This is a genomic window from Nonomuraea sp. IBHARD001, from assembly GCF_056106265.1.
Genome location: NZ_JBWBBW010000002.1, coordinates 3,112,309 through 3,139,296 on the forward strand (window position 1 = coordinate 3,112,309; position 26,988 = coordinate 3,139,296).

Annotated in this window: 27 protein-coding genes, 1 tRNA gene and 2 pseudogenes; 23 read left to right on the plus strand and 7 right to left on the minus strand. The window is 70.0% G+C overall.

Annotated elements, in window-relative coordinates:
- Nucleotides 1-87: 87 nt before the first annotated feature.
- The gene (locus tag ACTWNK_RS16325) at nucleotides 88-960 is read right to left on the minus strand and encodes an alpha/beta fold hydrolase (protein WP_474304821.1); all 873 of its coding nucleotides are present in this window, start codon (nucleotides 958-960) and stop codon (nucleotides 88-90) included.
- Between the two features lie 299 nt (nucleotides 961-1,259).
- Nucleotides 1,260-1,336 (minus strand) — tRNA-Pro (locus ACTWNK_RS16330).
- Nucleotides 1,337-1,438: 102 nt separating this feature from the next.
- Between ACTWNK_RS16330 and ACTWNK_RS16335 the strand changes: the two genes are divergently transcribed.
- Both ACTWNK_RS16335 and ACTWNK_RS16340 read left to right on the plus strand, forming a co-directional pair.
- The gene (locus tag ACTWNK_RS16335; RefSeq protein ID WP_474304822.1) at nucleotides 1,439-1,876 is read left to right on the plus strand and encodes a hypothetical protein; all 438 of its coding nucleotides are present in this window, start codon (nucleotides 1,439-1,441) and stop codon (nucleotides 1,874-1,876) included.
- Nucleotides 1,877-2,139: 263 nt separating this feature from the next.
- Nucleotides 2,140-2,823, plus strand: a complete 684-nt coding sequence (locus ACTWNK_RS16340) for a tetratricopeptide repeat protein (protein WP_474304823.1) — start codon at nucleotides 2,140-2,142, stop codon at nucleotides 2,821-2,823.
- On the opposite strand, the gene ACTWNK_RS16345 is transcribed toward ACTWNK_RS16340, so the two are convergent.
- Complete coding sequence (locus ACTWNK_RS16345) at nucleotides 2,738-3,133, minus strand: hypothetical protein (protein WP_474304824.1); 396 nt, start codon at nucleotides 3,131-3,133, stop codon at nucleotides 2,738-2,740. The two genes, ACTWNK_RS16340 and ACTWNK_RS16345, sit on opposite strands and share 86 nt — an antisense overlap.
- A gap of 121 nt (nucleotides 3,134-3,254) precedes the next feature.
- Here ACTWNK_RS16345 and ACTWNK_RS16350 point away from each other — a divergent pair, with 121 nt between their 5' ends.
- Both ACTWNK_RS16350 and ACTWNK_RS16355 read left to right on the plus strand, forming a co-directional pair.
- On the plus strand, nucleotides 3,255-4,526 hold the full coding sequence (locus ACTWNK_RS16350; protein WP_474304825.1) for a cation:proton antiporter: 1,272 nt from the start codon (nucleotides 3,255-3,257) through the stop codon (nucleotides 4,524-4,526).
- Nucleotides 4,527-4,853: 327 nt separating this feature from the next.
- A pseudogene (locus ACTWNK_RS16355) lies at nucleotides 4,854-4,928 on the plus strand (FAD-binding protein); the annotation flags it as partial.
- Between the two features lie 51 nt (nucleotides 4,929-4,979).
- On the opposite strand, the pseudogene ACTWNK_RS16360 reads toward ACTWNK_RS16355, so the two are convergent.
- Nucleotides 4,980-5,204 (minus strand): annotated as a pseudogene (locus ACTWNK_RS16360) (hypothetical protein); the annotation flags it as partial.
- Nucleotides 5,205-5,287: 83 nt separating this feature from the next.
- Here ACTWNK_RS16360 and ACTWNK_RS16365 point away from each other — a divergent pair.
- The 13 genes from ACTWNK_RS16365 to ACTWNK_RS16425 all read left to right on the plus strand — a co-directional run bounded on the left by ACTWNK_RS16365 (nucleotide 5,288) and on the right by ACTWNK_RS16425 (nucleotide 17,066).
- Nucleotides 5,288-5,626, plus strand: a complete 339-nt coding sequence (locus ACTWNK_RS16365; RefSeq protein ID WP_474304826.1) for a hypothetical protein — start codon at nucleotides 5,288-5,290, stop codon at nucleotides 5,624-5,626.
- Between the two features lie 663 nt (nucleotides 5,627-6,289).
- A complete protein-coding gene (locus tag ACTWNK_RS16370; RefSeq protein ID WP_474304827.1) occupies nucleotides 6,290-7,102 on the plus strand; it encodes a class I SAM-dependent methyltransferase in 813 nt (270 codons plus the stop codon).
- Nucleotides 7,103-7,173: 71 nt separating this feature from the next.
- Nucleotides 7,174-7,446, plus strand: a complete 273-nt coding sequence (locus ACTWNK_RS16375; protein ID WP_474304828.1) for an acyl carrier protein — start codon at nucleotides 7,174-7,176, stop codon at nucleotides 7,444-7,446.
- Nucleotides 7,443-8,480 (plus strand): hypothetical protein, encoded by a 1,038-nt coding sequence (locus ACTWNK_RS16380; RefSeq protein ID WP_474304829.1) that lies wholly within the window; start codon nucleotides 7,443-7,445, stop codon nucleotides 8,478-8,480. The genes ACTWNK_RS16375 and ACTWNK_RS16380 overlap by 4 nt, the downstream gene beginning before the upstream one ends.
- Nucleotides 8,481-8,630: 150 nt before the next feature.
- Nucleotides 8,631-10,763: an iron-containing redox enzyme family protein gene (locus ACTWNK_RS16385; RefSeq protein ID WP_474304830.1), complete on the plus strand. Its 2,133-nt coding sequence runs from the start codon at nucleotides 8,631-8,633 to the stop codon at nucleotides 10,761-10,763.
- The gene (locus tag ACTWNK_RS16390) at nucleotides 10,760-12,595 is read left to right on the plus strand and encodes a carbamoyltransferase family protein (RefSeq protein WP_474304831.1); all 1,836 of its coding nucleotides are present in this window, start codon (nucleotides 10,760-10,762) and stop codon (nucleotides 12,593-12,595) included. Before ACTWNK_RS16385 ends, ACTWNK_RS16390 begins: the two co-directional genes overlap by 4 nt.
- Nucleotides 12,573-12,806, plus strand: coding sequence for a hypothetical protein (locus ACTWNK_RS16395; protein ID WP_474304832.1), 234 nt, complete (start codon nucleotides 12,573-12,575; stop codon nucleotides 12,804-12,806). Before ACTWNK_RS16390 ends, ACTWNK_RS16395 begins: the two co-directional genes overlap by 23 nt.
- Nucleotides 12,778-13,800 carry a beta-ketoacyl-ACP synthase III gene (locus ACTWNK_RS16400; protein ID WP_474304833.1) on the plus strand — a complete coding sequence of 341 codons (1,023 nt, stop codon included), beginning with the start codon at nucleotides 12,778-12,780 and terminating at the stop codon, nucleotides 13,798-13,800. Before ACTWNK_RS16395 ends, ACTWNK_RS16400 begins: the two co-directional genes overlap by 29 nt.
- Before the next feature lie 24 nt (nucleotides 13,801-13,824).
- Nucleotides 13,825-14,883, plus strand: a complete 1,059-nt coding sequence (locus tag ACTWNK_RS16405) for a beta-ketoacyl-ACP synthase 3 (protein ID WP_474304834.1) — start codon at nucleotides 13,825-13,827, stop codon at nucleotides 14,881-14,883.
- Nucleotides 14,880-15,122, plus strand: coding sequence for an acyl carrier protein (locus ACTWNK_RS16410; protein ID WP_474304835.1), 243 nt, complete (start codon nucleotides 14,880-14,882; stop codon nucleotides 15,120-15,122). Before ACTWNK_RS16405 ends, ACTWNK_RS16410 begins: the two co-directional genes overlap by 4 nt.
- Before the next feature lie 5 nt (nucleotides 15,123-15,127).
- Nucleotides 15,128-16,327 carry an acyl-CoA dehydrogenase family protein gene (locus ACTWNK_RS16415; RefSeq protein WP_474304836.1) on the plus strand — a complete coding sequence of 400 codons (1,200 nt, stop codon included), beginning with the start codon at nucleotides 15,128-15,130 and terminating at the stop codon, nucleotides 16,325-16,327.
- Between the two features lie 258 nt (nucleotides 16,328-16,585).
- Nucleotides 16,586-16,768 carry a hypothetical protein gene (locus ACTWNK_RS16420; RefSeq protein ID WP_474304837.1) on the plus strand — a complete coding sequence of 61 codons (183 nt, stop codon included), beginning with the start codon at nucleotides 16,586-16,588 and terminating at the stop codon, nucleotides 16,766-16,768.
- Between the two features lie 154 nt (nucleotides 16,769-16,922).
- Complete coding sequence (locus ACTWNK_RS16425; RefSeq protein ID WP_474304838.1) at nucleotides 16,923-17,066, plus strand: hypothetical protein; 144 nt, start codon at nucleotides 16,923-16,925, stop codon at nucleotides 17,064-17,066.
- 177 nt (nucleotides 17,067-17,243) lie between these two features.
- Here ACTWNK_RS16425 and ACTWNK_RS16430 read toward each other — a convergent pair whose 3' ends face one another.
- Complete coding sequence (locus tag ACTWNK_RS16430; RefSeq protein ID WP_474304839.1) at nucleotides 17,244-17,522, minus strand: hypothetical protein; 279 nt, start codon at nucleotides 17,520-17,522, stop codon at nucleotides 17,244-17,246.
- A gap of 26 nt (nucleotides 17,523-17,548) precedes the next feature.
- Nucleotides 17,549-19,762, minus strand: coding sequence for a fibronectin type III domain-containing protein (locus ACTWNK_RS16435; RefSeq protein WP_474304840.1), 2,214 nt, complete (start codon nucleotides 19,760-19,762; stop codon nucleotides 17,549-17,551).
- A 376-nt stretch (nucleotides 19,763-20,138) separates the two neighbouring features.
- Here ACTWNK_RS16435 and ACTWNK_RS16440 point away from each other — a divergent pair, with 376 nt between their 5' ends.
- The 5 genes from ACTWNK_RS16440 to ACTWNK_RS16460 are packed head-to-tail and all read left to right on the plus strand — an operon-like array spanning nucleotide 20,139 to nucleotide 24,893.
- Nucleotides 20,139-20,804: a dTMP kinase gene (locus tag ACTWNK_RS16440; RefSeq protein ID WP_474304841.1), complete on the plus strand. Its 666-nt coding sequence runs from the start codon at nucleotides 20,139-20,141 to the stop codon at nucleotides 20,802-20,804.
- 4 nt (nucleotides 20,805-20,808) lie between these two features.
- Nucleotides 20,809-22,206 carry a nucleotidyltransferase family protein gene (locus ACTWNK_RS16445; RefSeq protein ID WP_474304842.1) on the plus strand — a complete coding sequence of 466 codons (1,398 nt, stop codon included), beginning with the start codon at nucleotides 20,809-20,811 and terminating at the stop codon, nucleotides 22,204-22,206.
- Nucleotides 22,203-23,324 (plus strand): aminotransferase class V-fold PLP-dependent enzyme, encoded by a 1,122-nt coding sequence (locus tag ACTWNK_RS16450; protein WP_474304843.1) that lies wholly within the window; start codon nucleotides 22,203-22,205, stop codon nucleotides 23,322-23,324. The genes ACTWNK_RS16445 and ACTWNK_RS16450 overlap by 4 nt, the downstream gene beginning before the upstream one ends.
- Entirely contained in the window at nucleotides 23,321-23,941 is a 621-nt protein-coding gene (locus ACTWNK_RS16455; RefSeq protein ID WP_474304844.1) for a class I SAM-dependent methyltransferase, read from the plus strand. Before ACTWNK_RS16450 ends, ACTWNK_RS16455 begins: the two co-directional genes overlap by 4 nt.
- Nucleotides 23,942-23,951: 10 nt before the next feature.
- Nucleotides 23,952-24,893 carry a CDP-alcohol phosphatidyltransferase family protein gene (locus tag ACTWNK_RS16460; protein WP_474304845.1) on the plus strand — a complete coding sequence of 314 codons (942 nt, stop codon included), beginning with the start codon at nucleotides 23,952-23,954 and terminating at the stop codon, nucleotides 24,891-24,893.
- Here ACTWNK_RS16460 and ACTWNK_RS16465 read toward each other — a convergent pair whose 3' ends face one another.
- Nucleotides 24,894-25,781, minus strand: a complete 888-nt coding sequence (locus ACTWNK_RS16465; RefSeq protein WP_474304846.1) for a PI-PLC domain-containing protein — start codon at nucleotides 25,779-25,781, stop codon at nucleotides 24,894-24,896.
- Between the two features lie 132 nt (nucleotides 25,782-25,913).
- Here ACTWNK_RS16465 and ACTWNK_RS16470 point away from each other — a divergent pair, with 132 nt between their 5' ends.
- Entirely contained in the window at nucleotides 25,914-26,975 is a 1,062-nt protein-coding gene (locus ACTWNK_RS16470; protein ID WP_474304847.1) for an MFS transporter, read from the plus strand.
- Nucleotides 26,976-26,988: the final 13 nt, after the last annotated feature.

Genomic DNA, 26,988 nt, shown 5'->3' on the forward strand with positions numbered 1-26,988 from the left:
GCCAGGCTGAGACTGCATCCTTCCAGAGCACGCGCCAAGCCGACTCCATAAGCGGAGATCTTTTTCGTCACGTTCGCCGCTCCCAGCTCATAGGCGTGACTCCGTCAGCCAGGGGAGCACGTCCGGGAGCACGTCCAGGGCGGCGAAGTGCGCGCCGTCCGCCTGCACGCGCAAGGTCGAGGAGGCGATGCGGTCGTTCAGCCAGCGGGAGTGCCCGATCGGCGAGAACACGTCGTTCTCGCCGTGCCACAGCAGCGTCGGCACCGTGATCGAGCCCACGTCGAACCCCCACGGCGCGCAGAACGCCAGCGCGTCGTCGATCCAGCCGTCCGCCGACAGGCGTACCGCCTCGGCGAAGTTCTCCACCATCATCGTCCTGATCCCGGTGTCGGCCACCACGCGTCGATCGGCCTCGGGCAACTCCCGGTACAGCTCACGCACCAGGTGCCTGGGGTCGGCCTTGATCGCCTCGGCCGTCGGCCCGAGCCGCGCGGCCAGCCTTCCCCTGCCCGCCATCGCGGTGACGTACTCGTCGACGTTCGAATCGGTCATCCCGTCGAACCAGTCGAGCCCGTCGGCCCAGCGCGGCGCCAGCCCCACCAGCACCGCCGCCCTCGTCACCCTGGCCGGCAGCAACGCGGCGCACGCCAGCGCGTGCGGCCCCCCTCCCGACCGGCCCACGACCGCGAACCGCCTGACCCCCAGCGCATCGGCGATCGCCTCCACATCGGCCGCGACGTCGCCCACCGTGCGTCCCGTGTCCCGCTCCGACCCGCCGTACCCCGGGCGGTCGAACGTGATCAGCTTGACGCCCAGGCGATAGAGCAGCCCACTCCTCGGCACCGGCCCCAGGCGGCTGCCCGGCGTGCCGTGCATGAACACGACAGCCCGCCCCTCGGGTTGCCCCCTGACCTCAACCGCCAACTGCCTGCCGTCGGCCGCGCGCACGACGTGGGTCAACGCCTGCCTCCCAGGAAGGATTCAGACCTCCAGCATCGCAGCGCCCGAGCGGGTGAGAAAGTCTCTGGACGTAGGGTTGTGGCTTACGCCCCTTGGTTTAGGGGGGTGGGTGTGGTGTCCGGCGCCCGGGTCGCGTCGCTCCATTGCCTCGTACGGCGGGCGCATCACCACCACACACCTGGGACGAATGGGTTGCGGCGATGGGCAAGCTGCTCAAGCGATGGTCACTCAATTGATCGCCCGGCAATGCGAAAGGGTGCCACCTCTGAAGGTGACACCCTTGTCGACCAGTAACTTCCTGGTCGGGACGACAGGATTTGAACCTGCGACCCCTTGACCCCCAGTCAAGTGCGCTACCAAGCTGCGCTACGTCCCGGTTTTTGTTGCCTCCCTCGTGGGGAGACGTCATAACCTTAGCGCACATCAGAGGGGCCTGCGCACATCAAAGCGATTAGGCGGGGCGAGGCGGAGGTGGCGGTTGGGGCGCAAGGCGGTGATCGATCGGGAGGAGCTGGAGAGGCTTGTCGCCGAGGGGCGGACGGTTCATGAGATCGCGGTGTATTTCGGGGTCAGCGAGTCCGGCGTGTTGCAGGCGAAGCGGGCGGCGGGGCTGGCCAAGGCGATGATGGATCATCGAGGCGCGTTGCCGTGGAAGGTACGCAGGGAGCACGGCCAATCGGGGCCGGCGACGAACCTGCGTAACCTCTCGGCGATCGCGCAAGGCCGGACGCCGCCCGTACAGAAGGTGAACACGGCGATGCGGTGGGCGCGGCGGCTGGTGGCGGCCAATCTGGACGTGTCGTACGAGCCGGAGAGCGGGTTCGGGGAGACGCCTGTGGCCGAGGGGGCGACGTCGCATGTCGCGAGCTTGCTGGAGGCCGCCGAACGCGCCCTGCAGGACGAGCCCGCCGTGTGAGAAGCCGCCGAACGCGTCGCGCCGCAGCGGTGCTGGACCGAGCACGCGAGCGGAGTGGGTGACGCCGCCGAACACCGCGCAGTGCGCCGGATCCCGAGGCGCACGGGGGACCGGCGGCAACGCGCTTCCCGAGGAGTACCGGTGCGGATCGCCTGCTCCCGCGACCGGTCTCTGCCGCGCTCTCGCCGGGACCGGCCCGTGAAATCGGCGTACGGTCGTGTCGGGCCGGAACGCGGGGCATCACCGAGATGAGCGAGGCAGGCATGGAAGCAAGCCTTGAGAGGGCCGCACTGGCGTACGAGCAGGCTGTCTTCGTCGGCGAGGCCGGTGAGCTGACAGCGGCGGAGCGGGAGCTGGACAAGCTGGAAGCCGATCTCGCCCTGGCCAGGGGCCGGATCCTGCACGCGCGGTTCCTCGAGGAGCGATGCGAGGACCCGGGCGAGCTGGCGCTGTTCGAGCGTGCGACCCGCCTCTACCGGACGCTGGGTGACGCGGCGGGCGAGGCGGCTTCGGTGTTCTGGGAGGGCTGTTTCCAGCAGGTCGTCCGGAACGACCCCGACCGCGCCGTTCCTCTCCTGGAGCGGTCGTACGACCTGGCCACGGCGTCAGGCGACCGGCACACCCAGTGGGAAGTGCTCCGGCACCTGGGGATCGCCGACCATGCCGCAGGTCGGCTGGACGCCGCCCGCGAGCATTTTGAGGCAGCCGTACGGCTGTGCCGGGAGCTCGGGCTGTGGGCGGCGGTCGCGGCCAACCAGGTTGGACTGATCTACATCGCCGCCGCGCAGGGGCGACGGGAGGACACGGCGGCGCTGGCCGCGCAGGCGTACGCCACCGCCGAGGAGTGCGGGGCCCGCCGCATCATGCAGCAGGTCGCGCAGGCGCGTACGCAGACCATGGCGGCTGACACCGATCACGGCGGTACCCGCGATCCGGGCTCACCTTGAGCCACTCGGGCCTCCCATCGCAGGACAGCGGCCCGCAGCGCCGTTCAGGCCGACCTGAGGGCGCCGATCTTCCGCCGACCAGGTCACGGCGGATCCGGTCGGCCAGTTCGCCCTGCCCGGCCCGCTCCAGCAGGTCTGTCACCGCATCCAGCGCGCGGTCGGCCCGGCCGGTGAGCTGATGGAAGGCGTACAGATGCCCACGGGCCCGCTCGACCAGCTCCAGCGCCTCGGTCAGCTTGCCCGCGGCCCGCACGGTGGTGTCGTCGGCGTGCTCGGGACGCCGGTGCTCGGGGGCGGGCTGGTATGCCATGGGGCAGCTCGTCCCCGAGGTTTCGCCGATGACGCACCTCCCGCCTGGGCGACATCCGGCCCGGTTTCCCGACTTGGCCGTTGCCGGGCAGGTTTTCGGTCAGCGGGGCAGGAAGGTCCGGGTGACCAATGTCGATCTCGTCTTTGCCCTGGCCGGTGTCGGCGCCCTCATGGCGGCGGTGCTGCCCGGGGTGCTGCGCCGTCTGCCCTTCTCTCTCCCCTTGGCCTGCCTGATCGGTGGGATGCTGCTGTTCTGGCTGCCGGTGCCGCTGGCCGGGCCCGACCCCGTCGCACACCGGGCCGCCCTTGAGCACGTCACCGAGATCTGCGTGGTCATCTCGCTGATGGGCGCGGGCCTGGCGCTCAACCGCCGTGTCGGCCTGCGCCGTTGGTCGTCGACCTGGCGGCTGCTCGGCTGGACGATGCCGCTGACCATCGGCGCGGTCGCGCTGCTGGCGTTCTGGTTGCTGGGCTGGCCCGTGGCGGCGGCCCTGCTGCTCGGCGCGGTGCTCGCCCCCACCGACCCCGTCCTGGCCTCGGACGTACAGGTCGGCGAGCCGGTGGACGCGGAGAACACCGACGACGAGGTCCGCTTCGCACTGACCTCGGAGGCGGGGCTGAACGACGGCCTGGCCTTTCCCGTGGTCTACGCGGCCATCGCGCTCGCCTCGGTGGGCGGCCTGGCCTGGGCCGGGGAGTGGGCGCTGACCGATGTGCTCTACCGGGTGGCCGCGGGAGTGGTCGGCGGGCTGGTGATCGGTCGGCTGCTCGGCCGCCTGTTCTTCCATGTCGGCACCGAGAACCTGCGCCTGGCCGAGCACCGCGACGGCTTCGTCGCCATCGCGGCCACCTTCCTCGCCTACGGGCTGACCGAGCTGGCGCAGGGCTACGGCTTCATCGCCGTGTTCGTGACCGCCTGTACGATCCGCAACGCAGAGCGCGACCACGGCTACAACGGCGTCCTGCACGGCTTCATCGAGCAGATCGAGCGGTTGTTCACCGCCTGGCTCCTGCTCCTGCTCGGCGGTTTCGTCGCGGCGGGCGGGCTGGCCGCGCTCACCTGGCAGGGCGCGGCGCTCGCGCTCCTGCTGCTGCTCGTCGTACGTCCGCTGACCGGCTGGCTGGCCCAGCTGCGCGGCCCGGCAGGTCCACGCGAGCGGGCCGTCATCTCGGTGTTCGGCATCCGGGGGATCGGCTCGGTGTACTACCTGGCCTACGCGCTGGGGCATGCCGACTTCGGCGTACCGGCGCAGGAGTTGTGGGCGGTGGTCGCCTTCACGGTGCTGGCCTCGGTGGTACTGCACGGCATCACCGCCACGCCCGTCATGCGCTACCTGGACCGGCTGCGCGGCACCCCGGAGCCGACACCGGTGGGCGAAGACCGCCAACCGTGATCGGCCAGCTGCCGGGCCTCTTGAACGGACGCCGGACTTGCGTCGTTCGACCGGTGCGCTGAGGCGCCGACTCACCGCGCGGCTGCGCACCTGCTTGGACTCCGCGACCGAGTGCCGGGGAGATGTCCCGTGCTTGACTGTCGGCCGGACTGTCGCGGAGCCGGGCGGCTACCGCGTGGAGGGCGTTCTGGGATGTCGGCCGCCAGGCCGGTACGCAGGGGATCCGGTCGGGGTGCTCCGCGCCCTTGAGTCCGAGGTACGCGACCACCCGACGGACGGCCGCCGCCATGTCGCCGAGGCCGAGCTGAAACAACGCCGGCAGGCGTCATGAGCGGACAACCGGTGATCGTGGTCGGTGGGGGATCGGCCGGTTTGGCGTGTGCGGTGCGGTTGCGCCGTTCGGGCGTGCCGATGACCGTGCTGGAAGCCTCCGACGGCGTGCGCGGTGACCCCGCCGGCGTCCGGGGTCGAGAGGCGCACCCGCAGGCCGTCCTGGGTGCGCTGGAGTTCGGGAGTACGGCCCAGCACCTCGGCCTCGTTGGTCACCGCCTCGCTCAACCAGTCGTAGCCGTCCGGCGTGACGGGGATGTCCTTGGCCAGGCTCTCGTCCTCCCGGTGCCAGCCGCCCAGGGCGGCCAACGCGGTGTCGATCTCATCGTGAGTCAGTCGCCTCGTCATGGCCACCCGCTGCCACCAGCGGGCTTCTTCACACCTTTGGTGGGCGTTGTTTCCGCTCCAGAGGTCCGGGCAGCAGAGGGCGTATGACGAGCCTGGAACCGGCGCGCTTCGGATTCGACTTCGATCGGGGGTACCGGCGGCAGCTCGCCACCGGGCTGGACAACCTGCGCACGGTCGAGGTGACGGGACCGTACACGCCGTTCAAGGTCATCGGCCCTCATCTCTCGCTCGTTGATCGAGGGCTGACGTTCGGCACCAACGCCGGACGCGGGCCCTGCGTGACCTTCCACCGGCCGGTGCGCGGCGGGGAGCCGACCGGGCTTGTGCGTCATCCAGGCCTGACCATGACCGTGATCGACCCCGAGGCGCTGGAAGAGGCGCTCCAGCCGTATGTCGAGACGTCCCGGCAGGCGCGGACCTAGGGTCTCCACCGTCCAGGGCAGCCAAGGCCCGATCGGGTCTACGCCACCAGGCGCCGACCGCATCGATTGCGACGGCCCTATTGTCTTGTGGACGGTGCCGGATGGCGCGGCACACCAGCGCTGAGCGGAGCGATCGACGACTGCCGTCCGGCGGCCGGGCGCTCACGGCGGACCAGATCGCGCCACCCGCACGAGGTCGCGGCACGTGCTCGGAGCAGGTTCTTCTCCTGTTGCAGCGGATCGCCGGGTAAAGGCGTGTGATTCCCCAGAACTGCAGGTCGGGTGCGGCGATACTTCCTGTCGCCCGATTGCCGCTCTTCTTGGTGACAAACCATTTCAGAACGTGCATTCAATGATGAATCCCCTCATATGTTCGGCGTGGTCACCCGATCCCCGCAGCACGTCCGAGCCGCTGATCTCGGCCCCGGACGAAGACCGTGCGACCTCGGTGGGCCGGCCACAATCGTCAGACCGGTCCCACGGGTCACCGATTGCGTCAGACCAATAAAGCGTCCCGCGAAGACGGGAAATAACTCACGGAAAATGAGACTCTTGACACGCATAGTCATGTAATAGGAGCATCGAAGGCGCTGAGGGAAACACGAAAGACGAATCCGGTCACATCTGATAGTCGCTTACCCTGTTCCGAGAAGAGGAGTGCCGGTGAGCAAAGATCTGGAGAGCTTCGACACCCTCACCACCTACAGTTCGGCGTCCACGAATTACGCCGTCATCTCAGAGGACTTCTGGGGATTCATTTCCGACGACACGATCTCGCTGCTCGATCCGGGCTCAGGACTGCGAGCGATCGACTTCTGCTGCGGCCCTGGGCCGATGACCGTCCGCCTGGCGGAGCGAGTGGGGACGGACGGCTACGTGGAGGGCGTGGACATCCTGGACGAGATGCTCGCCATCGCACGAGAGCGCGTCGACGCCCACGCGTGGCCCCACGTCACCCTGCGGCGCGGCGACGTCGACACCCTGCCCCAGGGGGAGGAGTCGTTCGACATCGTGAACTGCTCGCTCGGCATCTACTTCGCCAGTGACATGGTCCGTACTCTCTCCGCGTTCTGGTCGTACGTACGGCCAGGCGGCAGGCTCGCGATCACCACGATGGGGCAAAGGATCTTCGACCCGGTGTTGCCCGTCTTCCTCGAGGCCTGCCGCACCGCGCAGCCGGGCATGGGCACGTTCATGCCGTGGGCGCGGACGGAGGATCCCGACGTGCTGCGCGACCTGCTGGCGAAGGCGGGGGTGGACAACGTGGCGGTCACCACGAACGAGACCCTCGTCGATCTCCCCACGCCGCGCTCGTGGTGGCCCCTCGTGCACGGCAGTGGGCTGCGCAGCCTTGAGGCGGAGTTGAGCGAGGCGGCCAAGACGCAGGTCAGGCGCGTGTGCGAAGAGTGGATCGCAGAGCACCAGGTCACCGAGCTCAACGTCAGCTCGGTGCGCGCGATCGCCACCAAGGGCTGAGCTCACACCACTCGAGCATTCCAACGGGCGTCCGGCGGGCGCCATCTCATCGACGGTCGAGGAGGATCCGCATGCCCAGCAGGTCAGACGTCAGGGCGGTAGCCATCAAGGAGATCACCGCGGTCCTCGAGGAAGAGGGGGTGAACGCGCCGAAGGTCGCAGGCAGAGACACTCTGACCGACCTCGGCGTGAGCTCCATCGTGTTCGCACGCCTGGCCATCGTCCTTGAGGACGAACTGGGCGTCGACCCCTTCGAAGGCGGGCTGGGGGAGGCCGGTGTCGACACGGTGGACGACCTGGTCGACGTCTATGTCGACGCCCTGCGCAGGCAGGGGGCGGCGTGAAGCTCCATCGCGATGTGCTGACCCCGCAGATGAAGCAGTACGACGACTTCGACAATCGCGGCCACACCCGCTACCTGCCTTACCTCATGTACTTCAACCATGCGAACTACCGATCGGAGGTACTGAACACCGACAGGTTCGGGTTCAGGCTCACCCATGGCGCCAACGGGCGCGTCGCCGTCGACGGGGGGACGGGCGAAAGGGCGGTGCGCCTGTTCGTCGGCAGTTCGGTGGCGCTGGGTATCGGCGCCACGAGCGACGCCACGACCATCCCGTCGTACCTGTCCTCGACCTACGCCTCGTCGATCCCCTGGCTCAACTTCAGCGGTCGCAGCTTCAACTCCGTGCAGGAACTCATGCTGATGCTGCTCTACCGGCATCTGCTGCCGCCGATCGACGAGATCGTCATCCTCTCGGGCGTCAACAACCTGCTGCTGGCCAGGCTGCCGGCCGAGCTGCACGGCGAGCACGGAGCGTTCTTCTACTGCAACGAGTACTTCGAGCTCATGGAGCAGTTGCGCGTGCGGCACCGTCGGCCAGGCAGGCGGCTGTGGGGGCGCGCGCCCCGCGAGGAGCCCCCTGCCGCGAGACCTCCGGCCAGGAAGGCCGACCTCGATCAGCTCATCGCGCATGCCGGCGGCCTCACCGAACGGCATCTCGACGGCTGGCGCCAGCTCGCCGCCGCGAGTGGCGCGCGCCTGTCCTATGTGCTCACCCCCCTGGCGCCCTGGATCCGGCGGGAGCCGGCCGAGCAGGAGGCCCTGCTGTTCAAGGAGCTGGACAAGCTCTCCACCCTGGGCGTCCCTCTGGACGAGATGTTCAGCGAGATCGGCACCATCGAGGCCGGCCGGCAGTACGCCGAAGTGTTGCGCGCGGTGTGCGAGAAGCTCGACATTCGTTTTCTGGAGATAGCGCCCCTCATAGCCGAGGCCACCACTTCCGCGGACTGGCTTTTCGTGGACAGGGGTCACTTCACCGACAAGGGAAACGACATCTTCGCCAGAATACTCGCCGAACAGTTCGCGCTTTCCTGAAAGGAAGGATTCACCGTGCGGCTGGTGCGAAGAATCGTGGCCTGGTTTCGCAGGCGCAAACCGAATCAGAAGAACGACGACTCGATTTATCCCATGTTCTGACCATGTCGCGACCGCTCCTGCGGACGTCGTACCGAAGGACGTGAAACTGTGCAGGTTCATGCCGCAGCGCCGACGGCCGACGGGTCCGCCTGCCGCTTGTTGTTCAGCCGGGCGGCCGACCCGGAGGAGGACGTCCTGGGCGACGGCGCGGCCGACGACATCCGTGCCGAGCTGCGCGGACTGAGGGCGGCTGAGCAGGACCTCTCCGGGTTGTGCGACCTCGTCGCGAGGTGGGCGGAGGAGGAGAGGCGGCGATACCGGCTGCTGCGGAGCGAAGAGGCCGACCTGCTGGCGCGCCGAGCCGCGCTGGCGTGCGCGCCGCTGGCCGTGCACTCCGGCGCCTGGTTGCAGTGGATGAGCTGCCCCGCGAACGCCGACGACGCGGTGACGTTGCGCATTCTCGCGCTCTATGCCGACGACGTCGGCGCCGGGCATCCTCGGGCCTCTCGTGGCAGCGCCTATGTGGCCTTCCTGCGTGACGCGCACCTGGCCGAGTACGCGGTGCCCGCCGCCCGCCTCGCGCTGGACCTGCGCATCGCCGATCGCGACTTCTACCTTCCCGCCCTTCTGCTGGCCATGAGCAGGCTGCCCGGCGAGTTCCGGGCGGAGATCCTCGGCGCCGACCTGTGCCTGCGCGCGGTGGGCGCGCTGCCTCCGCTCGTCCTGACGGTGAACACGCCGGTGGCCGACGCCGGGCTCGACCAGAGCTGGGCGGCGGTTCACGCCTACCTTGAGGCGAAGGGCGCGGATCCCGGGCGGGCGGAGCGGGTCGCGCTGGGTTTCGGCTGGGCCTGGGGAGCCTTGCGGCGCTGGAGCGACGGCCTGCACGACCAGCTCCGGGCAGCCCAGGATCCCGCGTACTGCATGGCCGAGTTGTTGCGCGCACGGGCCAGAGAGGGCTCCGTCTACCACCACGGCGTCGCCCTGGCCGGGCGCCCGGTGTCGGACTGGTTGCGCGAATGCCGAGACGACCCGAGCGGCTTCCTGCAGGTACTGGCCGGGAGTGACCTGGTACGTCCCGGCCGCGCGGAGGCCAGCAGACTCGTCAACGCGCTGGTGCTGCAACGAGGGCCGATGTTCCGGGTCTTCGCGCCGGAGGACCTGCGGGTGATTCGCCGGTGGATAGACACGCTGCCCGCGGACACGGCCGCCGCCCGCCCGTCCCTCCCGCCGCGTGCGCCGGCCTCCGACCTGCCGCAGCCCCTGGTACGGTCGCGGCCGAGCACCGACAGCACGCCTGCGCCGGGCGACCTCAGAACGGCCTATCACCGGCTGCAGCACCGTCGGGACACTCCCTTCCTGCGGCACTACGCGCACAGCTACGTCCGGGTCTGGCTGGCCAGATCCCGCTACGGCATGGATCACAGGCCGGGGAGGCTCCCGAAACGCTGGACGCAGGAGGGACTGCGCCCCTGGCTGCTGGACCAGCACGATCAGCACGACCACGACTTCCTGCGCACTGCCGAGGCGCCGCTTCCCTCCAGGAAGGCGCTGATCGAGTCCACGGTGCAACTCGCACCGCTGACGCTGATCGACGGCGCGTGGCTGCAGGGGTTCGCCGACTACGAGCTCGCCTCCTCCGAGCACGGCCACTTTCTTTTCACCACGTACTGGGATGAGCTCGGCAACGGCCGACCGAGCCTGAACCATGCGCTGATCTACCGTCAGGTGCTGCGGGAGATGGGCGTGGAACCGCCCCCGACCGCCTCGGTGGAGTTCGCGCACTGGCCGCGCTTCGAGGAGCTCTCCTTCGCCCTGCCCGTGTACTGGCTGAGCATCGGCCGCTATCCGCGTACCTTCATGCCGGAGATCCTCGGCCTCAACCTGGCGATGGAACTGTCCGGCGTGGGCGGCAGCTACCGGCGGGCCCACCTCGCCCTTGAGGCGCACGGCTTCAGCACGAGGTTCGTCGACATTCACAACACCATCGACAATGTGGCCACCGGTCACGCCGCGTGGGCGGCCGACGCCGTCGACGCCTACATGGCCTCGATCCTGCTGTCCCACAGCGCCGACGCGCAGGCCGCGGTCTGGGAGCGGATCAGGGCGGGCTTCGGCTCGCTCGACCCGCCGAACGGGTTCCTGGCCCGCAGGGCCGCGAGGCGAGCGCGCCGGGCGAGCCCGCCCGCTCCGACGGCCGCCCACGAGCCCGCCCGCCGTACCGACGCGGTGAGAGCATGACGGATCTGGTGCTGGGCATCTCGGCCTTCTACCATGACAGCGCCGCCGCGCTGGTGGTCGACGGACTGCCGGTCGCCGCGGCGCAGGAGGAGCGCTTCAGCCGGCGCAGGCACGACCCCGCCTTTCCCGCGCAGGCCGTCCGCTACTGTCTGAACGAGGTGGGCGCCGAGCTCGGCGATGTCTCGGCCGTCGCCTACTACGAGGATCCGGTGCTGAAGTTCCGCCGGGTGATGGCCACCTATCTCGCTACCGCGCCCGGCGGTTACCGGCTGTTTCGGGACACGGCGCCGAGCTGGCTGTCGTGGAAGCTGCGGGCGGCGCGGACCGTGCGCGAACGGCTGGCCGACCTGCGGTGCGGGCCGGTGCCGCACGTCGAGTGCCGTCAGCATCACGAGTCGCACGCTGCCTCGGCCTTTCTGCCCAGCCCGTTCGAGTCGGCGGCCGTCCTGTGCGTCGACGGTGTCGGCGACTGGGCCACCACCACGATCTGGCACGGCAGGCGGACCACCCTGCGCAAGGTCGCCGAGATCCGCTTCCCGCACTCGCTGGGGCTGCTCTACTCGGCCTTCACCTACTTCTGCGGCTTCAAGGTCGACTCGGGCGAGTACAAGCTCATGGGGCTGGCCCCGTACGGCACCGCCCGCTATGCCGATCTCATCCGGGAGAAGTTGATCGACGTCAAAGCGGACGGGTCCTTCCGGTTGAACCTGCGTAACTTCGAGTACCTGCGCGGCAGGGTGATGACCGGCAAGGCGTTCGAGTCGCTGTTCGGCGGGCCGCGCAGGACGCAGGAGGGGCCTCTCACCCAAAGGGAGTTCGACCTCGCCGCCTCCGTCCAGGAGGTCGTCGAACAGACGCTCCTCACCCTGGCCAGGACCAGTCTGGACTACACGGGGGAGAAGCGGTTGTGCCTGGCGGGCGGGGTGGCGCTCAACTGTGTGGCCAACGGGTTGATCGCCAGGTCCGGAGTCGTCGACGACATCTGGGTGCAGCCGGCCGCCGGTGACGCGGGTGGCGCACTGGGCGCGGCCCTGGCGCTCGCCGTGGACCGGGGGGCGAGCCGGACGCATCCCGGTACGGGCCGGGACCTGATGTCCGGCGCCCTGCTCGGGCCTGCCTACAGCGACGTCGACATCGGCGCCTACCTGGACCGCGCGGGCGCGTCGTACGTCCGTCTCGACCAGGACGCGCTCGTCGAGCAGGTCACGGCGGCGCTCGCCGAGGGGAAGGTCGTCGGCTGGTTCCAGGGGCGGATGGAGTTCGGTCCGCGGGCGCTGGGCGCTCGCTCGATTCTTGGCGACCCGCGCGATCCGGACATGCAGAGCACGATGAACCTCAAGATCAAATTTCGGGAGTCGTTCCGGCCCTTCGCCCCGGTCGTCCTCGCGGAAGCGGCCAAGGACTACTTCGACCTGGGGCACGACAGCCCGTACATGCTGCTGGTCGCCGATGTCGCAGCGGCGCAGCGGGTGCGGGTGGACGAGGCGGCGGGCGCAACGGGTCTGGACCTGCTCCGGATCGTGCGCTCCAGCATTCCCGCGGTCACCCACGTCGACCTGTCGGCACGCGTGCAGACGGTGGCCAAGGGCACCGATCCCGGCTTTCATCGCCTGCTCACCGCCTTCCGCGACAGAACAGGCTGTCCGGTTCTGGTGAACACCTCCTTCAACGTGCGCGGCGAACCGATCGTGTGCTCACCGCAGGACGCCTACGTGTGCTTCATGCGTACGGACATCGACCTGCTCGCGCTCGGCGGGTTCCTCTTGCGCAAGAGCGAACAGCCTGCCTGGCAGGAGAGAGGGGACTGGCGTGCGGACATTCCTTTGGACTGAACGGCCCGGCCGGTGGCGCCCGGTCGTCCTCGCACGGAACGCGCTGCTGTTCCTGGCCTACTTCCTGCTGCTCACGCCGCTGGGCCTGCTGGCGCGGCTGATACGCGACCCGTTGCGCCGCGGTCGGCGGGCCTCGGCCTCCCACTACTGGTACTACCGCCGGCCCGCGCTGGGAGAGGACGATGGACGAGCACGAGGCACGACCGCCTGACGAATCCGCGACACATCCCGCAGCCGTGCTCGCCGGAGTCGGCCACTGGCTGCCTCCGGTCGTCGTCACCAACGACGACCTCGCCGAACGGGTCGGCTGCGAAGCCCAATGGCTGCGAAGCCGCAGCGGTGTCGCCAGCAGGCACGTGGTGCCGCCCGGCATGGCGACGGCCGACCTCGCCGTCGAAGCCGGCCGCAGGGCGATGGAGTCGGCCGGCGTCGACCGCGTCGACCTGGTGATCGTCGGCACGACGACGCCGGATCGCATCTGCCCCGCCACCGCACCCGAGGTCGCCGCGCGGCTGGGCCAGTCGGGTGTGGCCGCCTTCGACGTCGGCGCCGCCTGCTCCGGATTCCTGTACGGGCTGGCCGTGGCCGCCTCTCTCATCACCACGGGTACGGCGAGGCGAGCCCTGGTCATCGGCGCGGAGACGCTCACCTCGATCCTCGACTCCCGGGACAAGGGCACCCTGGCGATCTTCGCCGACGGCGCGGGGGCGGTGCTGCTGCGCGCGGGACAGGCGCAGGAGCAGGGCGCGATCGGAACGGTCGTCATGGGCAGTGACGGCCTGCTGAGCGACCTGATCGAAGTGCCGGGCGGCGGCTCACGGCGGCCTGACGACGATCGTCATCTCAGACTGTCGGGCACACAGGTGTTCTGGAACGCCGTCCGGCACATGGCGAGCGCCGCCCGCCAAGCGGTCCGGTCCGCGGGGTGGCGGCTCGCCGACGTCGACAGGGTGGTCGCCCATCAGGCGAACGCCCACATCCTCACCGCGGTCGGCCGCACCCTCGGCATCGCACCCGAGCGAATGGCCGCCAACATCCAGCACGTGGGCAACACCTCGGCCGCCTCCATCCCGATCCTGCTGGCGCAGGACGCGGCCGAAGGACGGATCAAGCCCGGCGACCGGGTGCTGCTCGTCGCGTTCGGCGGTGGGCTGACGTGGGCGGCCGCCACGCTCGTCTGGCCGGCGGCACCGGCTCTGCCCTGACCCGCCTAGCCCGAAGGAGTCCTCATGCACGCACCCGCCGCGGTCGTGTGTGGCCTGGGCACGAGCCTTCCGACGCGTGCCGTACCCAATCACCGGCTCATCGCCGACAACGCCCTCGACTCCGACGACCGCTGGATCGTCGAGCGGACGGGGATCGCCAGCCGGCGCATGGCCGATGCGGGCACCAGTACCGGAGACCTGGCACGTGCGGCCGGACTGGCTGCCCTCGACTCGGCCTCCGATCTCGCCGGCGCCCCGATCAGGCCGGACATCGTGCTGCTGGCCACCACCACCCCCGACCACCATTGCCCCGCGACCGCACCCGAGGTCGCCCATCGTCTCGGGCTCCACGGCGTGCCCGCCCTGGACCTGTCGGCGGCCTGCGCCGGCTTCGTCTACGCGCTCGCGTTCGCCCGAGCACTCATCACGGCCGGAAGTCATGCCCGACCTCTGGTCATCGGCGCCGAGACCTACACCACCACGCTGGTCGATCCGCACGACCGCAACACCGCGATCCTGTTCGGCGACGGCGCCGCGGCCGTACTCGTCAGGGCGGGCGCCCCCGACGAACCCGGCGCGCTGCTGGCGCAGGACCTGGGCAGTGACGGCGCCTATGCCGACGCCATCGTCGTCCCGGCGGGCGGCTCCCGGCTGCCCTCCGACGCCGACCCCGGCAAGTACTACCTCCGCATGCGCGGCGCCGTCGTGTACACCCAGGCCGTGAGGCGGATGACCGCCTCCGCGCTCTGTGCGCTGGAGCGGACGGGCTGGGCCCCTCACGACGTCGAGGCGTTCATCGGTCACCAGGCCAACCAGCGTATTCTCGACGCCGTCGCCGACCGGTTGCGCATCGCGCGCTCCAGAAGGCACGGGAACCTGCGCGAGGTGGGCAACACCGCCGCCGCCTCCATTCCTCTCGCCATGGCCGACGCCGCCTCTCGCCGGCTCGTCGAACCCGGCGCACGGACCCTCATCACCGGCTTCGGCGGCGGCCTGGCCTGGGGCGCGCACACCCTGAGCTTCCCCGAGGCCCGCCCGCGGGCCCGCTCCCCGCTCATCCCCGACGGCAAGGAGACACGATGACCTCCCGATACCAACACCTGTCGCAGCGCCTCGCGGAGAAGTTCGAGGTGGATCCCGCCCTCATCCGGCCCGAGGCCACCCTCGCCGATCTGGACCTGGACTCGCTGGCCATCGTGGAGCTGATGATGACCTTGCAGGACGACTGGGGCCTACAGCTTGAGGAGCGGGAGACTCCGCCCGAGCTGACGCTCGCCGAGCTGCTGGCCACCGTCGAGACGGCGCCGGTGACGGGAGCCTGACGACCATGCCGCACGACGGTGACGACCTCGGTCCCCAGCTGGCGCTCGGGCGGGCGAGTCCTGCCACCACGCGGTTCAGGGAACGCGTCAGGTCCTTCATCGACCAGGAGGTGGCGCCGCTGATCCCCGACGCCGAGCGGCAGAGGCGGTTCCCGAGGGCGGCGGTCGCGGCCTTCGGCGCCGCCGGACTGTTCGAGGAGCGCTGGCAGGGGGGCGGGCACGGCGACCTGGGGCGGTCGGTCATCCTGGCCGAGGAGATGGGACGAGCCGGGCTAGGCGGCGTCGGAGTCGGGATCGGCCTGCACCTGGAGGCGGCTCTGGGGCTGTTGCGGCGCTTCAGCCGTACCGAGTACTGCGCCAAGGTGCTGGCCACGGCGATGGCGGGCGAGGGAGTCTGTTGCGTGGCGACGTCCGAGCAGTACGTGGGTTCGGACCTGTCGGCCGTCACGACCGAGCTGACGAGGGAGGGCGAGAGCTGGCGTGTGCGGGGGGTCAAGTGGTTCGTCTCGCCAGGGGCTGCCGCCGACTACGCCTTGGTGTTGTGCCGCGGCGAGCGGGGCCCGGCCGTTGCGGTGGTGCCCCGGGCCGGCCTGACCGTCGTCAGGCGGCTGCCGACCACCGGCATGCGCAGCCTGGAGACCGTCCGTCTCGCCGTCGACGCGCTCGTACCCGATGACGCGATCCTGGTCCGGCCGGGGCAGGGACTGAAGGCGCTGTCGCTGGGCCTGATCTACGAGCGGGTGGCGCTGGCCGGCCTGGTCACCGGCATCGCGGAGCTCTCACTGAGCCTGGCGATCACCCACCTGCGCCGCCGCCACCAGTTCGGCACGCCGATCCACAGGCACCAGGTGCTGAGGCTGCGGGTCGCCGACCTTCACTCCCAGCTGCTCATCGCCCGCCGTGGCCTGCACGCGACCGTGGCCGAGCTGGCCGCAGGCGGCTCCGTGCCCTTGGCCGACCTCGCCGGCCTGAAGGTGACCATCACCAGGCTCGGCGAACACGTGACGGGCGAATGCCTGCACATCCTCGGCGGCCGAGGCTACGTCCAGGACGAGACCCCACTGGAACGCCTGTGGCGAGACGTCAAGGTGACGAGGCTGGGAGGCGGCAGCGACGAGATGATGTGGGAACTGGTGGCCACCGGCTTCCGCCCCGACCACACGCTGTACGACCACTGGATGACCGATCGCGAGGTGGACGGGTGATCGGCGATGGGGTGTGGACTCCCGCCGGGGGCGGGAACCGATGCCGGGGGCGGTGATCTTGTCGCTTCGAGGTGGCCCGCAGGAGTACGTGACCACACAGGGTGATGTGTCCGTCGGTCACCTCCGACGTCGGCGGAGCCGAGGTGGGCGGCAGGACAACAACCGCGTCGCCACGCGGTCACCCCTTCACCCCTGGGCGCTCTCTTCACCCCGGCCCGGCGTCAAGGCCCGGTCGGCACACGCACAGAGGAGGGCATCATGTGCCTTCGCCGTATCCTGAGCATCCTGTCGGGCGTTCTGGTGCTGGTCGCCGGTCTGATGGTGGCCCCGGCCGGCGCCACGAGCAGTGTCAACCGCCTGCTGGGCAACCAGCTCCAGACCTACACGCCCGGCATCACGCTGCACAACCGGAGCGTCGCCATGCCATCTCCGGCAGCGTGACGAGCTGTATCGGCCTGAGCAGGCCCAGCCGTGACAGCGCCACCTTCACCGGCGGTGGAAGCGGCACGGCCACCTGCCCGACCGGCTCCCTGGCAACGACGGCGACGTACGTCTGGAACGACGGCGGGTCCAGTACGATCACCTCCGTGTCCGGGTGGACGTCAAGCCGCTCGGGGTTGCCGTGGTCGTCATCACCTACACCGTGACAGCGGGTGACTACCCGGGACAGACCATGATCAAGACCATCACCCTGCTCCCCAACCCCCTGGCCACACTGCTGTGCGCCGACCTCACATGACGCGGGGTTGGCGGGATGTTCCACCCGGCAAGCGGACCTGCGTCTGCGGGAGCGGCTGCACACGCCGGCGGGCGTGCTGCTGCCCCTGCCACCCCGGCTGCCCGACGCGTACGAACCGGGTCGTCCGGCGGCTATGACGATCAAGGACGGGCGGGCGCAAGGTCGCAGGATGGACTTCTACCCACGTGACGGGGCCGGATCGCTGGTCGGTATCTGCGCGGAGCCGGCCACCGGCGGGGCCTTGAAGCCGAACAGGTCGGCACTGGCGAAAGCAAGGCCGGAGACGGCCATCGCCTGTCCTTCGGGTGCGAAGACGAAGGGGTTCCAGGCGATGGCCGTGGACACCAGTGTGACGCCTGCGCACTGGCCGGCGAAGCGGATCGCGACCGATGGTCCGGACGTCTTGTGATCCTCGGCGAAGCCCATGGCCGGGGCCGGCAGCAGGTGGCCGTTCACCTGTCGTGCCGACCCCGCCCCCGGGCTCAGCTGCTCTGGTACGGCATGCTGCTGCCCCGGTCGTGCCCGACGATGTAGTTCGTGCGCCAGACCTCCTGAATGATCGGCGGAGGCGGTGGGGGAGTGGGCTCGCCGGGACGCGGGGTCGGCGGCGGTACGGGGACCTCGCGGAAGATGCGGATGTCGTGGATCTGGCAGCGCGGCGGCTGATAGGTCCAGACCTGGCCGGATGCGATGTCGCCGATGCGGTGGAGCGGGTTGCCGAACCGGTCGTGGAGCACGGCGAACTGCCGGTACCCGCCGACATTGGTGTAGACGACATTGTTGACCAGGCCGTAGTTGGAGCCCAGCCTGATGTAGTCGGACGCGGTGGACGTCTGGCCGTTCGGGCTGTGGGCGACGAGGGTGTAGGTGTCGTCACCCTCGCTGGTACCGACCTCCAGGGTGTCCTCCCACTCGTCGCCGGTCTCCTGGGTCACGGTGTTGATCTTGACGCCGTCCCGCAGGATGTCCAGCTTGACCGCGCCGCGTACCTTCCAGCTGACGGTGACCTCCTTCGGCTGGCAGACGCCGATCTGCTCCCAGTTGGTGTGGAAGGAGGAGATCTCCGGCTTGCCGGTCGTCGTGCCACGGGTGTCGGCCACGACGGTGTAGTAGTGCCTGGGGTGCTTCGGAGCCACCGTGACGTAGTAGTCGGTGACGGGCTTCAGCCCCTGGATGGTGTACGTCATCGAGCCGGTCCCCGGCCTCCCGGGCAGGATGACCTCCGTCGCCCTGGTGGTCGGCGGCGCGTAGGTGAGCCTGTAGTTCTCCTCGCCCTCGGCGTTGTCGGTCCACGACACGGTCAGCGAGGTGTCCGATCGGCCGATCACCTTCACGTCGGTCGCCATCGGCAGCGACTCCCGATAGGTCGTCTCGCACTTCTCGGACTGCGCCTCACTCGGCCGGTCGTTGCCGGCGACCAGTCGCAGGCAGTAGGTGGTGTCCCGCTCAAGAGGGCCGTACCCGGAGTACGAATCGAGGCTGCCGGCGCGTCCCCAGCCGGTGTACCTCCACTCCTCGTCGGCCTTCTTGAAGTAGTACGTCCACTTGTCGGCGTTGGCGTCACCCGCGTAGTGGAAGGTCAGTGTGGTGTCGGTGACATCCACCTTGGTGAACTTCGGGGCCTCGACGGGCGGCTTGACCGTGTAGTCCTTGCAGCCGATCTGCCTGTCGGCGCCCACGCCCGCGGCCAGGTTGCGGGCCTTGACGCAGACCGTGTGGCTGCCCGTCTCGATGGTGGCGGAGTTCGGGACGGTGAGGTCGAAGCCGTGCCGGTCGCCGTACTCCGGCTGGGTCGCCCGCTGCTGGTCGGCCACGGCGGTGTGCACGAGCGCGCCGTCGGCGTAGACGTCCACCGTGACGGGGGAGGTCTTGGCGTCGTCGTCGACGGCCCAGCCGACGACCTTCAGGTCCTTGCCGGTGCGCTCGACCTTGTCCAGCGCGCCCCACGGCAGATGCCTGGACGTATAGGAGTAACAGCCCCAGTCGCCGTGTGCGCCCTGGCCGGTGTTGATCACGACCAGGCAGAGGTGGTGATCGCCGTCGGCCATGTTCTTCTGCAGGGACGCGTCGAAACCGTGGGCGTTGCCGTACCCGGGGTGGTCTGCTCCCACGTCGGGGCGTGAGGTGTCGGCCATGATCGAGCCGAGGAAGCCCTTGCGGTCGTAGACGTCGATCTGTACGGGGGCCGCGGTGTCGGGGTCGACGACCCAGCCCTTCACGCGGATCCGGTCGCCCTCGCGGGTGGTCGACTCCCAGGCGCCGAACGGGTCGACCTTGATGGTCTTGGTCAGGCAGCCGATGCTCTTGTCCTTGCCCGGCCCGATGTTGCGTACCTTGGCGCAGATCCGGCTGCCCGCACGCGCCGGGACCACGCCGTCGAGTTTCTGCGAGCCGTCCCGGTTGGCGATCACGGTGCCCGCCGCGGCGCCGTCGACGGTGATGTCGACCGTGACCTGCTTGGCCGGGCTGCTGGGGTCGTGCGCCGTACCGGTGACCTGGATGCCGCCGGGCTGGCGGGCGACCGCGGTCAGCAGGCCTTCGGGGTCGTGCGAGCCCGGATCCGGATCGGGATTGCAGATGGGACGGGGGTCGCCCTCGCGGCATCCGGGATCGGCGGCGGCGGGTGTGACGCCGAGCGCCGTCAGGGTCGCGAGCAGAAGGACGAGGGACAGGCCCGTCCTGGATAAGCGGCGCACAGAGGCTCCTCCTCGGGTTGTGTACGCGGGACCGGGCCCGTACCTCACCCACCCAGGGGACATGCGTCCAGGCCCACATCGGCCTGATCATTTCCGCCCCGCCTTGTGCCTCGGTTGGACCTGGCCGCAACGCCGAACGACCATGGCCGCGACCGTCGTGTCGAACAATGCCCATCATCAACCAGGTAGGAATAAAGGGGAATGGAGAACGGCATCCCCGGGTAGCCGGAAATGGCCACCCGGATACTTACTTGGGAATGGTCGCGCGATGACAGTCGAGTGAACAACCTGCTCCAGACAACCGGCGAGGGGTGTCCATGAGCAAGATGATCGCGCCGTGTGCCCGACCGGCCCCGCTTTCGAGAAGGGGGCGTCAATGGTCACGATGAAGAACCAGCGAAACGGCGCATCGGGTAATCATGGCCACACCGGTCGCTTCATCGTCCTGACCGGAATTGACGGAAGTGGTAAGTCCTCCATTCTCGCACGACTGGGCAGTGCCGGAATCGCCACGACGAACTGGCGTGACCTGCGCGAACACGAGCTGCCCAGCGCCCTGGCGCCCGAGACTCCCACCCGTATCAAGAACGGCCTGATGCCCTTGTCCAGGGCGATGTTCATCGGCGGACACCTCGTCGCACAATATGAGTATCTGGTCCGGCCGCATCTCGAAGGCGGCCTGGATGTCGTGCTCGATTCCTACTACTACAAACTCCTGGCCAAGGAGCATCTGTTCGGCGTGCTGCACCACAGTCTCTCGGCATTGTGCGCCGAACTCCCGCAGCCCGACTGCGTCATCTTTCTCGATGTGCGGCCGCAGACCTCGTATGCGCGAAAGAATGGCCGGATTTCGGTCTACGAGCATTTCTCCTCGGGATCGGTCTCCGACTACGTGCGTTTCCAGGGCAGGCTGCGCGAGCTGATCGTCGACCAGCTGGCCCGCGTTCCGGTACGCCACCACATCGACGGCGAGCAGCCGCTCCCGGACCTGGTCGAGGCCATATCCACGATCATCGGCCAGCCACGCGGAAAGGACGTGTGATCACATGCTGGACGTCTCCCTGCTCGACCCGCTCTGCGGCACCGCCCTGACCACCCGGCGCCTGGAGGAGGCCGAAACGGCGCTCGCCGCCGTGTCCGGCCGTGAGCAGGACCTGCGCACCCTGCTGCGTACGCACAAGGGACTGACGTACTTCGCCGAGACCCTGCGCAAGCTGGAGGGCAGGCCGCACGTCACGCGGCTCGGCGAGCTCGTCAGGACCGAGCACCAGGCGTCGGTACGCCACCGGGACCTGCTGGGGACCGAGTTCGCCTGGCTGCGTGAGGTGCCGCTGGTGGAGTCCAGCAGGACGGCGGTCATCAAGGGCTTCAACAACCTGCGCTTCTACGACCGGCCGCAGGTGCGCTGGAGTCGTGACATCGACCTCTTCCTACCGGGCTGGGAGGAGACCGTCCTGCTGGTGGAGATCCTGCGCGAGCGCGGCTACACCTTCGACGCGGGGGAGTGCCCCTGGGTCAAGGCCGAACGGCGGCGCGGCAGGCCGGAGTACGGCCAGGTCTTCCTCGTCAGGCGGGTGGGCGAGGAGTACTCCCGTGTCGACCTGCACTTCGGCACCTTCTCCATCAGCCAGGGCGAGTACATCAGAGCGCCGCTCACGGACTTCTACGAGCGCGGCGACGGCCTGGGAGGCGTCTTCGCGCTGAACCCGACCGGCACCCTGCTGGTGATGCTCGCGCACGCGCTGTCGGACGGCTACGTCTCGATCAAGGACTCCAACGACTGTGTGGCCATCGCCGCAAGCGGCCGGGAGGTCGACTGGGCGTCGCTCGCCGCCGAGATCCGCACCCACGCCCTCGAACCCCAGGCGGGGGTGCTGGCCGGGCACCTGGCCTCCGGCTACGCGGACGTGCCCGCCGTGGCGGAGTTCGCCGCCAGGCTCGGCGCCGCCTCGGGAGGCCGGAGGCGGACGATCTGGCGGATGCACGACCGCAGCTGGACGCGCAGGGCCGCGGTCAACGCCACCTACACCTTCAGGGCCGGGCTGCGCCAGCGCAGAGGAGTACGCAAGGCCGTGGTCAGCTCCGCCCAGTGCTTCGCCTTCTACATCAGGCGGTTGTCGGCGAGCGTCGGCGGCCGGAGCCTGCGCGAGCGGGTGCTGCTGAGGTTCCTGCCCAAGTCCGATCTGCTCGGCTGGCGGCTGCGACCCGACGCCTGCCCGACGCTCGTCCACGTCGACCACCCGGTGCTGGCCGGTGTGACCGGCAAGCACGGGGTGCCCGGCGAAGGCCTGCACGGCACCGGCATGCGCAAGATCAAGGTCGGCGGCAGTGCGGACAGCCCGGTCGTGCTGATCGGCGAGGACCTGTTCGTCTGCACCTACGACCAGCGCATCCTGCCCTCCCAGGTGGAGCTCGTGAACGCGCTGACGAGCACACGCGGATGACCGGCTTCGCGCCCGCGTGGCCGTGCGCCGGATTCTTCGACTGGGCCTCGACCGCGCCGCTGTCGGGCGCGGCGAGCGCGGCCATGGCCGAGTTCAGCCGGGCGCAGGAACGTTCGCCGTGCCCGCCCGACTTCCTCACCGAGGCCACCGGCGAGCTGGGCGCGTTGCGTGCGCGGGTCGCGCGGCTGTGCGGGGCGGCGGCGCACTGGCAGGTCGTCCTGCTCAGGAGCGTGGCCGAGGCGGCCTCGATGCTCGCGCAGGGGCTGCGGGGAGTCGCGGGCCGCTCGGTCCTGGTCGCGGGCAACGACCACCAGGCCGCCGTGCTCGCCTGGGCCGCGCGTTCCGACGTCGAACTGCGCACGCTGCCCGCACGGCCCGGCCTCGACCTGGGCGAGGCGGCCGAACTCATCGACCGCTCGACCGCCGTGATCTGCCTTTCGCATCTCACCCACCTGGACGGAGTCGTGCATCCGGTCGCCGAGATCGTACGCATCGCCAGACGGCGCTCCGACGCCCTCGTGGTGGTCGACGGGGCCCAGGCGGTCGGCCGCATCCCCGTCGACCTGCGTGCGCTGGGCGCCGACGTCTATCTGGGTGCGGGCCGCAAATCCCTGCTGAGCCCGCTAGGCACGGCCTTCCTGCTGGCCGCGCCCGCCACGCTGGAGCGCATCTCCCCCCTGCTGTGGTCCACCCGATCGGCCACCCTCGACCAGGACGGCTCAGGGACCTGGACGCGGCCACCGCGCCCGGCCGCCGGACCGCAGCGGCTGGAGGCGAGCCTGCCCGACCTGCGCGGACTGGCCGGCCTCTCGGCCTCGATCACCGCCTACCTCACGGCGGGCCCCAACCCGCTGGCACGACGCCTGGCCGGCCTGGCCACCGCGCTGTGCGAACGGCTCGGTGACACTCCGTGGCGCGTCCTTCATCCGCCGAGCGCGCACACCGGCATCCTGCGACTGTCGCATTCCGGCGGCGGCGACCATCGCAGGGTGAAGGCGCGGCTGGCCGAGTGCGGCATCCGGGTCGCCGCCGCCGAGCCGTGGCTGCGTGTCAGCCTGCATCCGGCCAACACCGCCGACGACCTCTCCCGCCTGCTGCACCACCTCACGACGCCATGACGGGCGCGCTCGCCTTCTGGCAGGCGAAGAACCGGCGCCTGGCGGGCGACGACAGGCTCACCCTGCCCACCGTGCTCGGCGCGCAGGCCGTGCGGCTGGCCGTACCCGGTGGGCGTGTTCTCGACCTGGGGTGCGGGCCTGGACGTGACAGCGCGCTGTTCCTCGCGTCCGGGTTGGAGGTGACGGCGCTCGACTTCGTACCCGCCGTGCTCGACCGGCTTCCCGCAGGCGTCGCGCGGGTGGCGCACTCGCTGGCGGAGCCGCCCTATCCACTGCCCGGCCACTGTTTCGACCTCGTCTACGCGCGTCTGAGCCTGCACTACTTCGACGCCCGCACCACGCGGGCGGTGTTCGCCGAGACCGCCAGGCTGCTGCGCCGGGGCGGGCTCCTGGTGGCCCTGGTCAACTCGGTGGACGACCCCGAGTACGGCACGGGCACGCGGATCGAGGCGGACTACTTCGAGCTCTCGCCGGGGAACCGCAAACGCTTCTTCACCCGCGCGCGCCTGCGTGCCTTCGCCACCTGGCCGCTGGTGCCGAGGCTCGTCGAGCAGACGGCCGAGACGCACGACGACCCCTCCGGCCCCCTGGTCCGTCTCGTCGCCGAACGCCTGTGAGGAGCAAGCCATGCACGTGCACGTCCTGGCCCCTGACGACGGCAGGCGGCTGGCCGGGCTGACGCTCACCGAACGGGCCCGCCGTACGGTCACGTCGGCCGGTCCGCCCGGCGGGCAGACGCTCATCGTCACCGAGCCCGTGGTCTTCGACGCCGCCGCCGTACGCGCCCTTGCCTCGGGTGCGGGCCCGGTGCGCACCGCGGCGGGAAGCGCGCTGGTCCTGGCCGAAGGAGCCCTGAGCGAGGAGGCGGCCAGGGAGCTGGCCCGGTCCCCGCTGCCTGGCGAGGGCGGGCCCGGCGGGGGATTCGTGGTCAGGGTGCACGGCAGGCAACGGGCCGAACGTGCTCTGTGGGAGCGCTATGGGCCCAAGCCGTCCGACGGGTTCGTGCTGCGCCGGTTCGATCGCACGATGTCGCGTCCGATCACGCTGCTGCTGTTGCGCACCCGGGTGAGCGCCGACCAGGTGAGCGTGCTCAGCTTCCTGGTGGTGCTCGCCGGGGCGGTGCTCATCGGCGCCGGGCAGCCGTGGGCGCTGGTCGCGGGCGGGCTGGTGGTCCAGCTCGGCTTCGTACTCGACTGCGCCGACGGCGAGATGGCCAGGCTCAGGCTCCGCGAGTCGCGGCGCGGGCTGCTCATCGACACCATTCTCGACAGGTACGCCGATCTGGCCGTGCTCGCCGCCCTGGTGGTGGCGTCGGGCGGAGGAGCGTTCGAATGGGCGTGGGGCTTCGGCGCGGGGGCGGCGGCGATGCTGGTGCCGTACATCAACATGCTCAGTCCTGATGCGCCGCGCCGGGTGCTGCGCAGGCCCGAGCGCATTCTGGTCTGCTCGCTCGCGGCCGTGGTCCAGGCGCCGATGGCCGCGGTCGTCGTGATCGCTGTGCTCGCCAACCTGGACGCGGCCCGTGTGTTCTGGCTGGTGGTGCGGGCCGCGCCGAAGGCGGGTGCGTGATCAGGCCGCCATGGCCTCCTCCGGGTAGATGAAGGAGCGGAATCCGGCCAGGTCGTCGGCGTTGAGAATGATCGGCAGTCGTCGCTGCAGCGGGACGTCGCCGAGCGGGGCCAGCAGGCGGTTCCAGGTCGGCCGGTCGGCGGGCCCGCCCCAGAAACGCACCCGCTGGCCGGACTCCTCGGCCTTGGCGTAGATGCGGGCGAGTTTGATCACTTCGTCGCGTTCGAAGCCGGTCTGGAAGCGGAAGTTGAGATCGTACTTGCCGCTGATGAGGGGCACGAGGCTGGCCGGGCGCTGGAAGTCGGAGTCGTCCGCCCGCAGGAAGCTGATCACCCCGTCGCCCGCCGCGTACCGGTGGCGTTTGCCGAGGATGTAGTCGAGCGCGGGCCGCTCGCCCGTCAGCACGACGCTGACCGGCCGCTGCCGGGAGACGCCCTCGCGGTCGTATGCGGTGATGATGTCGTCGTAGGAGGCGAACAGCTCCTCCAGCGCGTCGTATAGCCTGCGGCGTTCGATCTCGTCGCCCTCGTCGCTGCAGCCGCCGAGTCCGGCCTTGATGTCGATGACGAGTTGCAGGGTGTTGCCCGGGCAGTGCGGGAACGGCTCGTTGCCGGTGGCGAGCAGATGGCGTCTGAGCGGCGCCAGATACAGCGCCTCCAGGGTCCGCAGCCTGCGGGGCGGGCTGACGTCTCCCCAGGTGTTGCCCACGAGGAACAGGTCGGGGGCCTCGATCGTGCGCCAGACGTCCACCTCGATGCTGGTGTAGCCGTGCGCGAGCGCGTCGACCAGCGGATGGTGCAGGTAGTCGTTGTGGGCATGGTGGTGGATCAGCCTGGCCGGGGTGGGCAAGGCGCTCGCGGGGGTGAACATGTCCTGGTCGGTTGTCATCTGATCTCCTGAGATCGGCACCGACTGATTACTCAAAGTGATCTTATGGTCGCCATGCGTAATTTCACATGTCGTCACCGCGAGAATGATCTAACCGCGGGAGTGGCTGCGCGAAGATCTACCTAGGTCACGGTGGCCGAGGCGCTGCCGTCCCCGCTGTTCGGGCTGTGGGCCGGGGCGCTGGCCGATCGCGTCGACCGCAGGCGGCTGATGGTCGGCGCGGGTCTGGTCAACGCCCTGCTCGTCGCCTCCCTCCCCGTGGCCTACGTCCTCGGCGTGCTGAGTCCCTGGCAGGTGCTGGGCGTCGCCTTCGCGATGCACGCGGTGTCCGTGTTCTTCGACGCCGCCAACCTCGGCGCCCTGCCGACCCTGGTGGGACGCGAGCGCATCGCCGAGGCCAACGGCAAGGTGTACGGCTCGACCACGCTGCTCGACCTGCTCGTCCCGGCGAGCGCCGGCGCCCTGCTGGTGGCCCTCGCACCCGCGCCGATCGTCGCCCTCACCGCCCTGACCTTCCTCGCCTCGGCCCTGCTCATCGGCACGGTCCGCCGCCCCCTGTCCACGGCCGGTACGGCCCGCACCACGCTTCGCCGCGACATCGCGCAAGGGCTGCGCTTCCTGTGGGCCGACCGGGTCGTACGCATCAGCAGCCTGGCCATCGCCGCGCAGGCGTTCTCCGGCGGCGCGTTCGTCGGCCTGCTCCTGCCCTGGGCCGACCAGACCCTGGGCCTCACCGTCGGCCAGGACTGGCGCATCGGACTGCTGTACGCGTTCTGGGGCCTGGGCGGCGTCGGCGGATCACTGCTGGTCGCCAGGGTCACGGCCAGGTACGGCGAGGCCAGGACGGTGCTGTGGCTGCTGCCGATCTCGGCACTGCTCGGCACCGCCACCGCGCTGAGCGCCGTACTGCCGCTGACGCTCGCCCTGTTCGTGGCCTGGGGCGCCGTCTACGCGCTGGTCACGGTCTCGGCGACCACACTGCGCCAGCGCGTCACCCCCGACGCGCTGCAGAGCCGGGTGAACACGACCGGGCGCATGCTGTCGTTCGGTCTCGGCTATCCGTTCGGCGCGTTCGCGGGCTGGCTGGTGGCCCAGGCGCTCGACGCACGCGCCGGGGTCATCGTGGGGGCGGCCGTCCTGCTGGCGGGCGCGGTCGCGGCCTGGGCCTCGCCTTTGCGGGGACTCGCCCGCTGAGGGGGGCGTACGG

Coding starts and splice junctions, on each gene's coding strand:
- ACTWNK_RS16450 (WP_474304843.1), top strand. CDS start 22,203: ATGACCGGCTTCGCGCCCGCGTGGCCGTGCGCCGGATTCTTCGACTGG.
- ACTWNK_RS16390 (WP_474304831.1), top strand. CDS start 10,760: ATGACGGATCTGGTGCTGGGCATCTCGGCCTTCTACCATGACAGCGCC.
- ACTWNK_RS16405 (WP_474304834.1), top strand. CDS start 13,825: ATGCACGCACCCGCCGCGGTCGTGTGTGGCCTGGGCACGAGCCTTCCG.
- ACTWNK_RS16375 (WP_474304828.1), top strand. CDS start 7,174: ATGCCCAGCAGGTCAGACGTCAGGGCGGTAGCCATCAAGGAGATCACC.
- ACTWNK_RS16420 (WP_474304837.1), top strand. CDS start 16,586: ATGTGCCTTCGCCGTATCCTGAGCATCCTGTCGGGCGTTCTGGTGCTG.
- ACTWNK_RS16365 (WP_474304826.1), top strand. CDS start 5,288: ATGACGAGCCTGGAACCGGCGCGCTTCGGATTCGACTTCGATCGGGGG.
- ACTWNK_RS16445 (WP_474304842.1), top strand. CDS start 20,809: ATGCTGGACGTCTCCCTGCTCGACCCGCTCTGCGGCACCGCCCTGACC.
- ACTWNK_RS16340 (WP_474304823.1), top strand. CDS start 2,140: ATGGAAGCAAGCCTTGAGAGGGCCGCACTGGCGTACGAGCAGGCTGTC.
- ACTWNK_RS16465 (WP_474304846.1), bottom strand. CDS start 25,781: ATGACAACCGACCAGGACATGTTCACCCCCGCGAGCGCCTTGCCCACC.
- ACTWNK_RS16440 (WP_474304841.1), top strand. CDS start 20,139: ATGGTCACGATGAAGAACCAGCGAAACGGCGCATCGGGTAATCATGGC.
- ACTWNK_RS16455 (WP_474304844.1), top strand. CDS start 23,321: ATGACGGGCGCGCTCGCCTTCTGGCAGGCGAAGAACCGGCGCCTGGCG.
- ACTWNK_RS16400 (WP_474304833.1), top strand. CDS start 12,778: ATGGACGAGCACGAGGCACGACCGCCTGACGAATCCGCGACACATCCC.
- ACTWNK_RS16415 (WP_474304836.1), top strand. CDS start 15,128: ATGCCGCACGACGGTGACGACCTCGGTCCCCAGCTGGCGCTCGGGCGG.
- ACTWNK_RS16345 (WP_474304824.1), bottom strand. CDS start 3,133: ATGGCATACCAGCCCGCCCCCGAGCACCGGCGTCCCGAGCACGCCGAC.
- ACTWNK_RS16460 (WP_474304845.1), top strand. CDS start 23,952: ATGCACGTGCACGTCCTGGCCCCTGACGACGGCAGGCGGCTGGCCGGG.
- ACTWNK_RS16410 (WP_474304835.1), top strand. CDS start 14,880: ATGACCTCCCGATACCAACACCTGTCGCAGCGCCTCGCGGAGAAGTTC.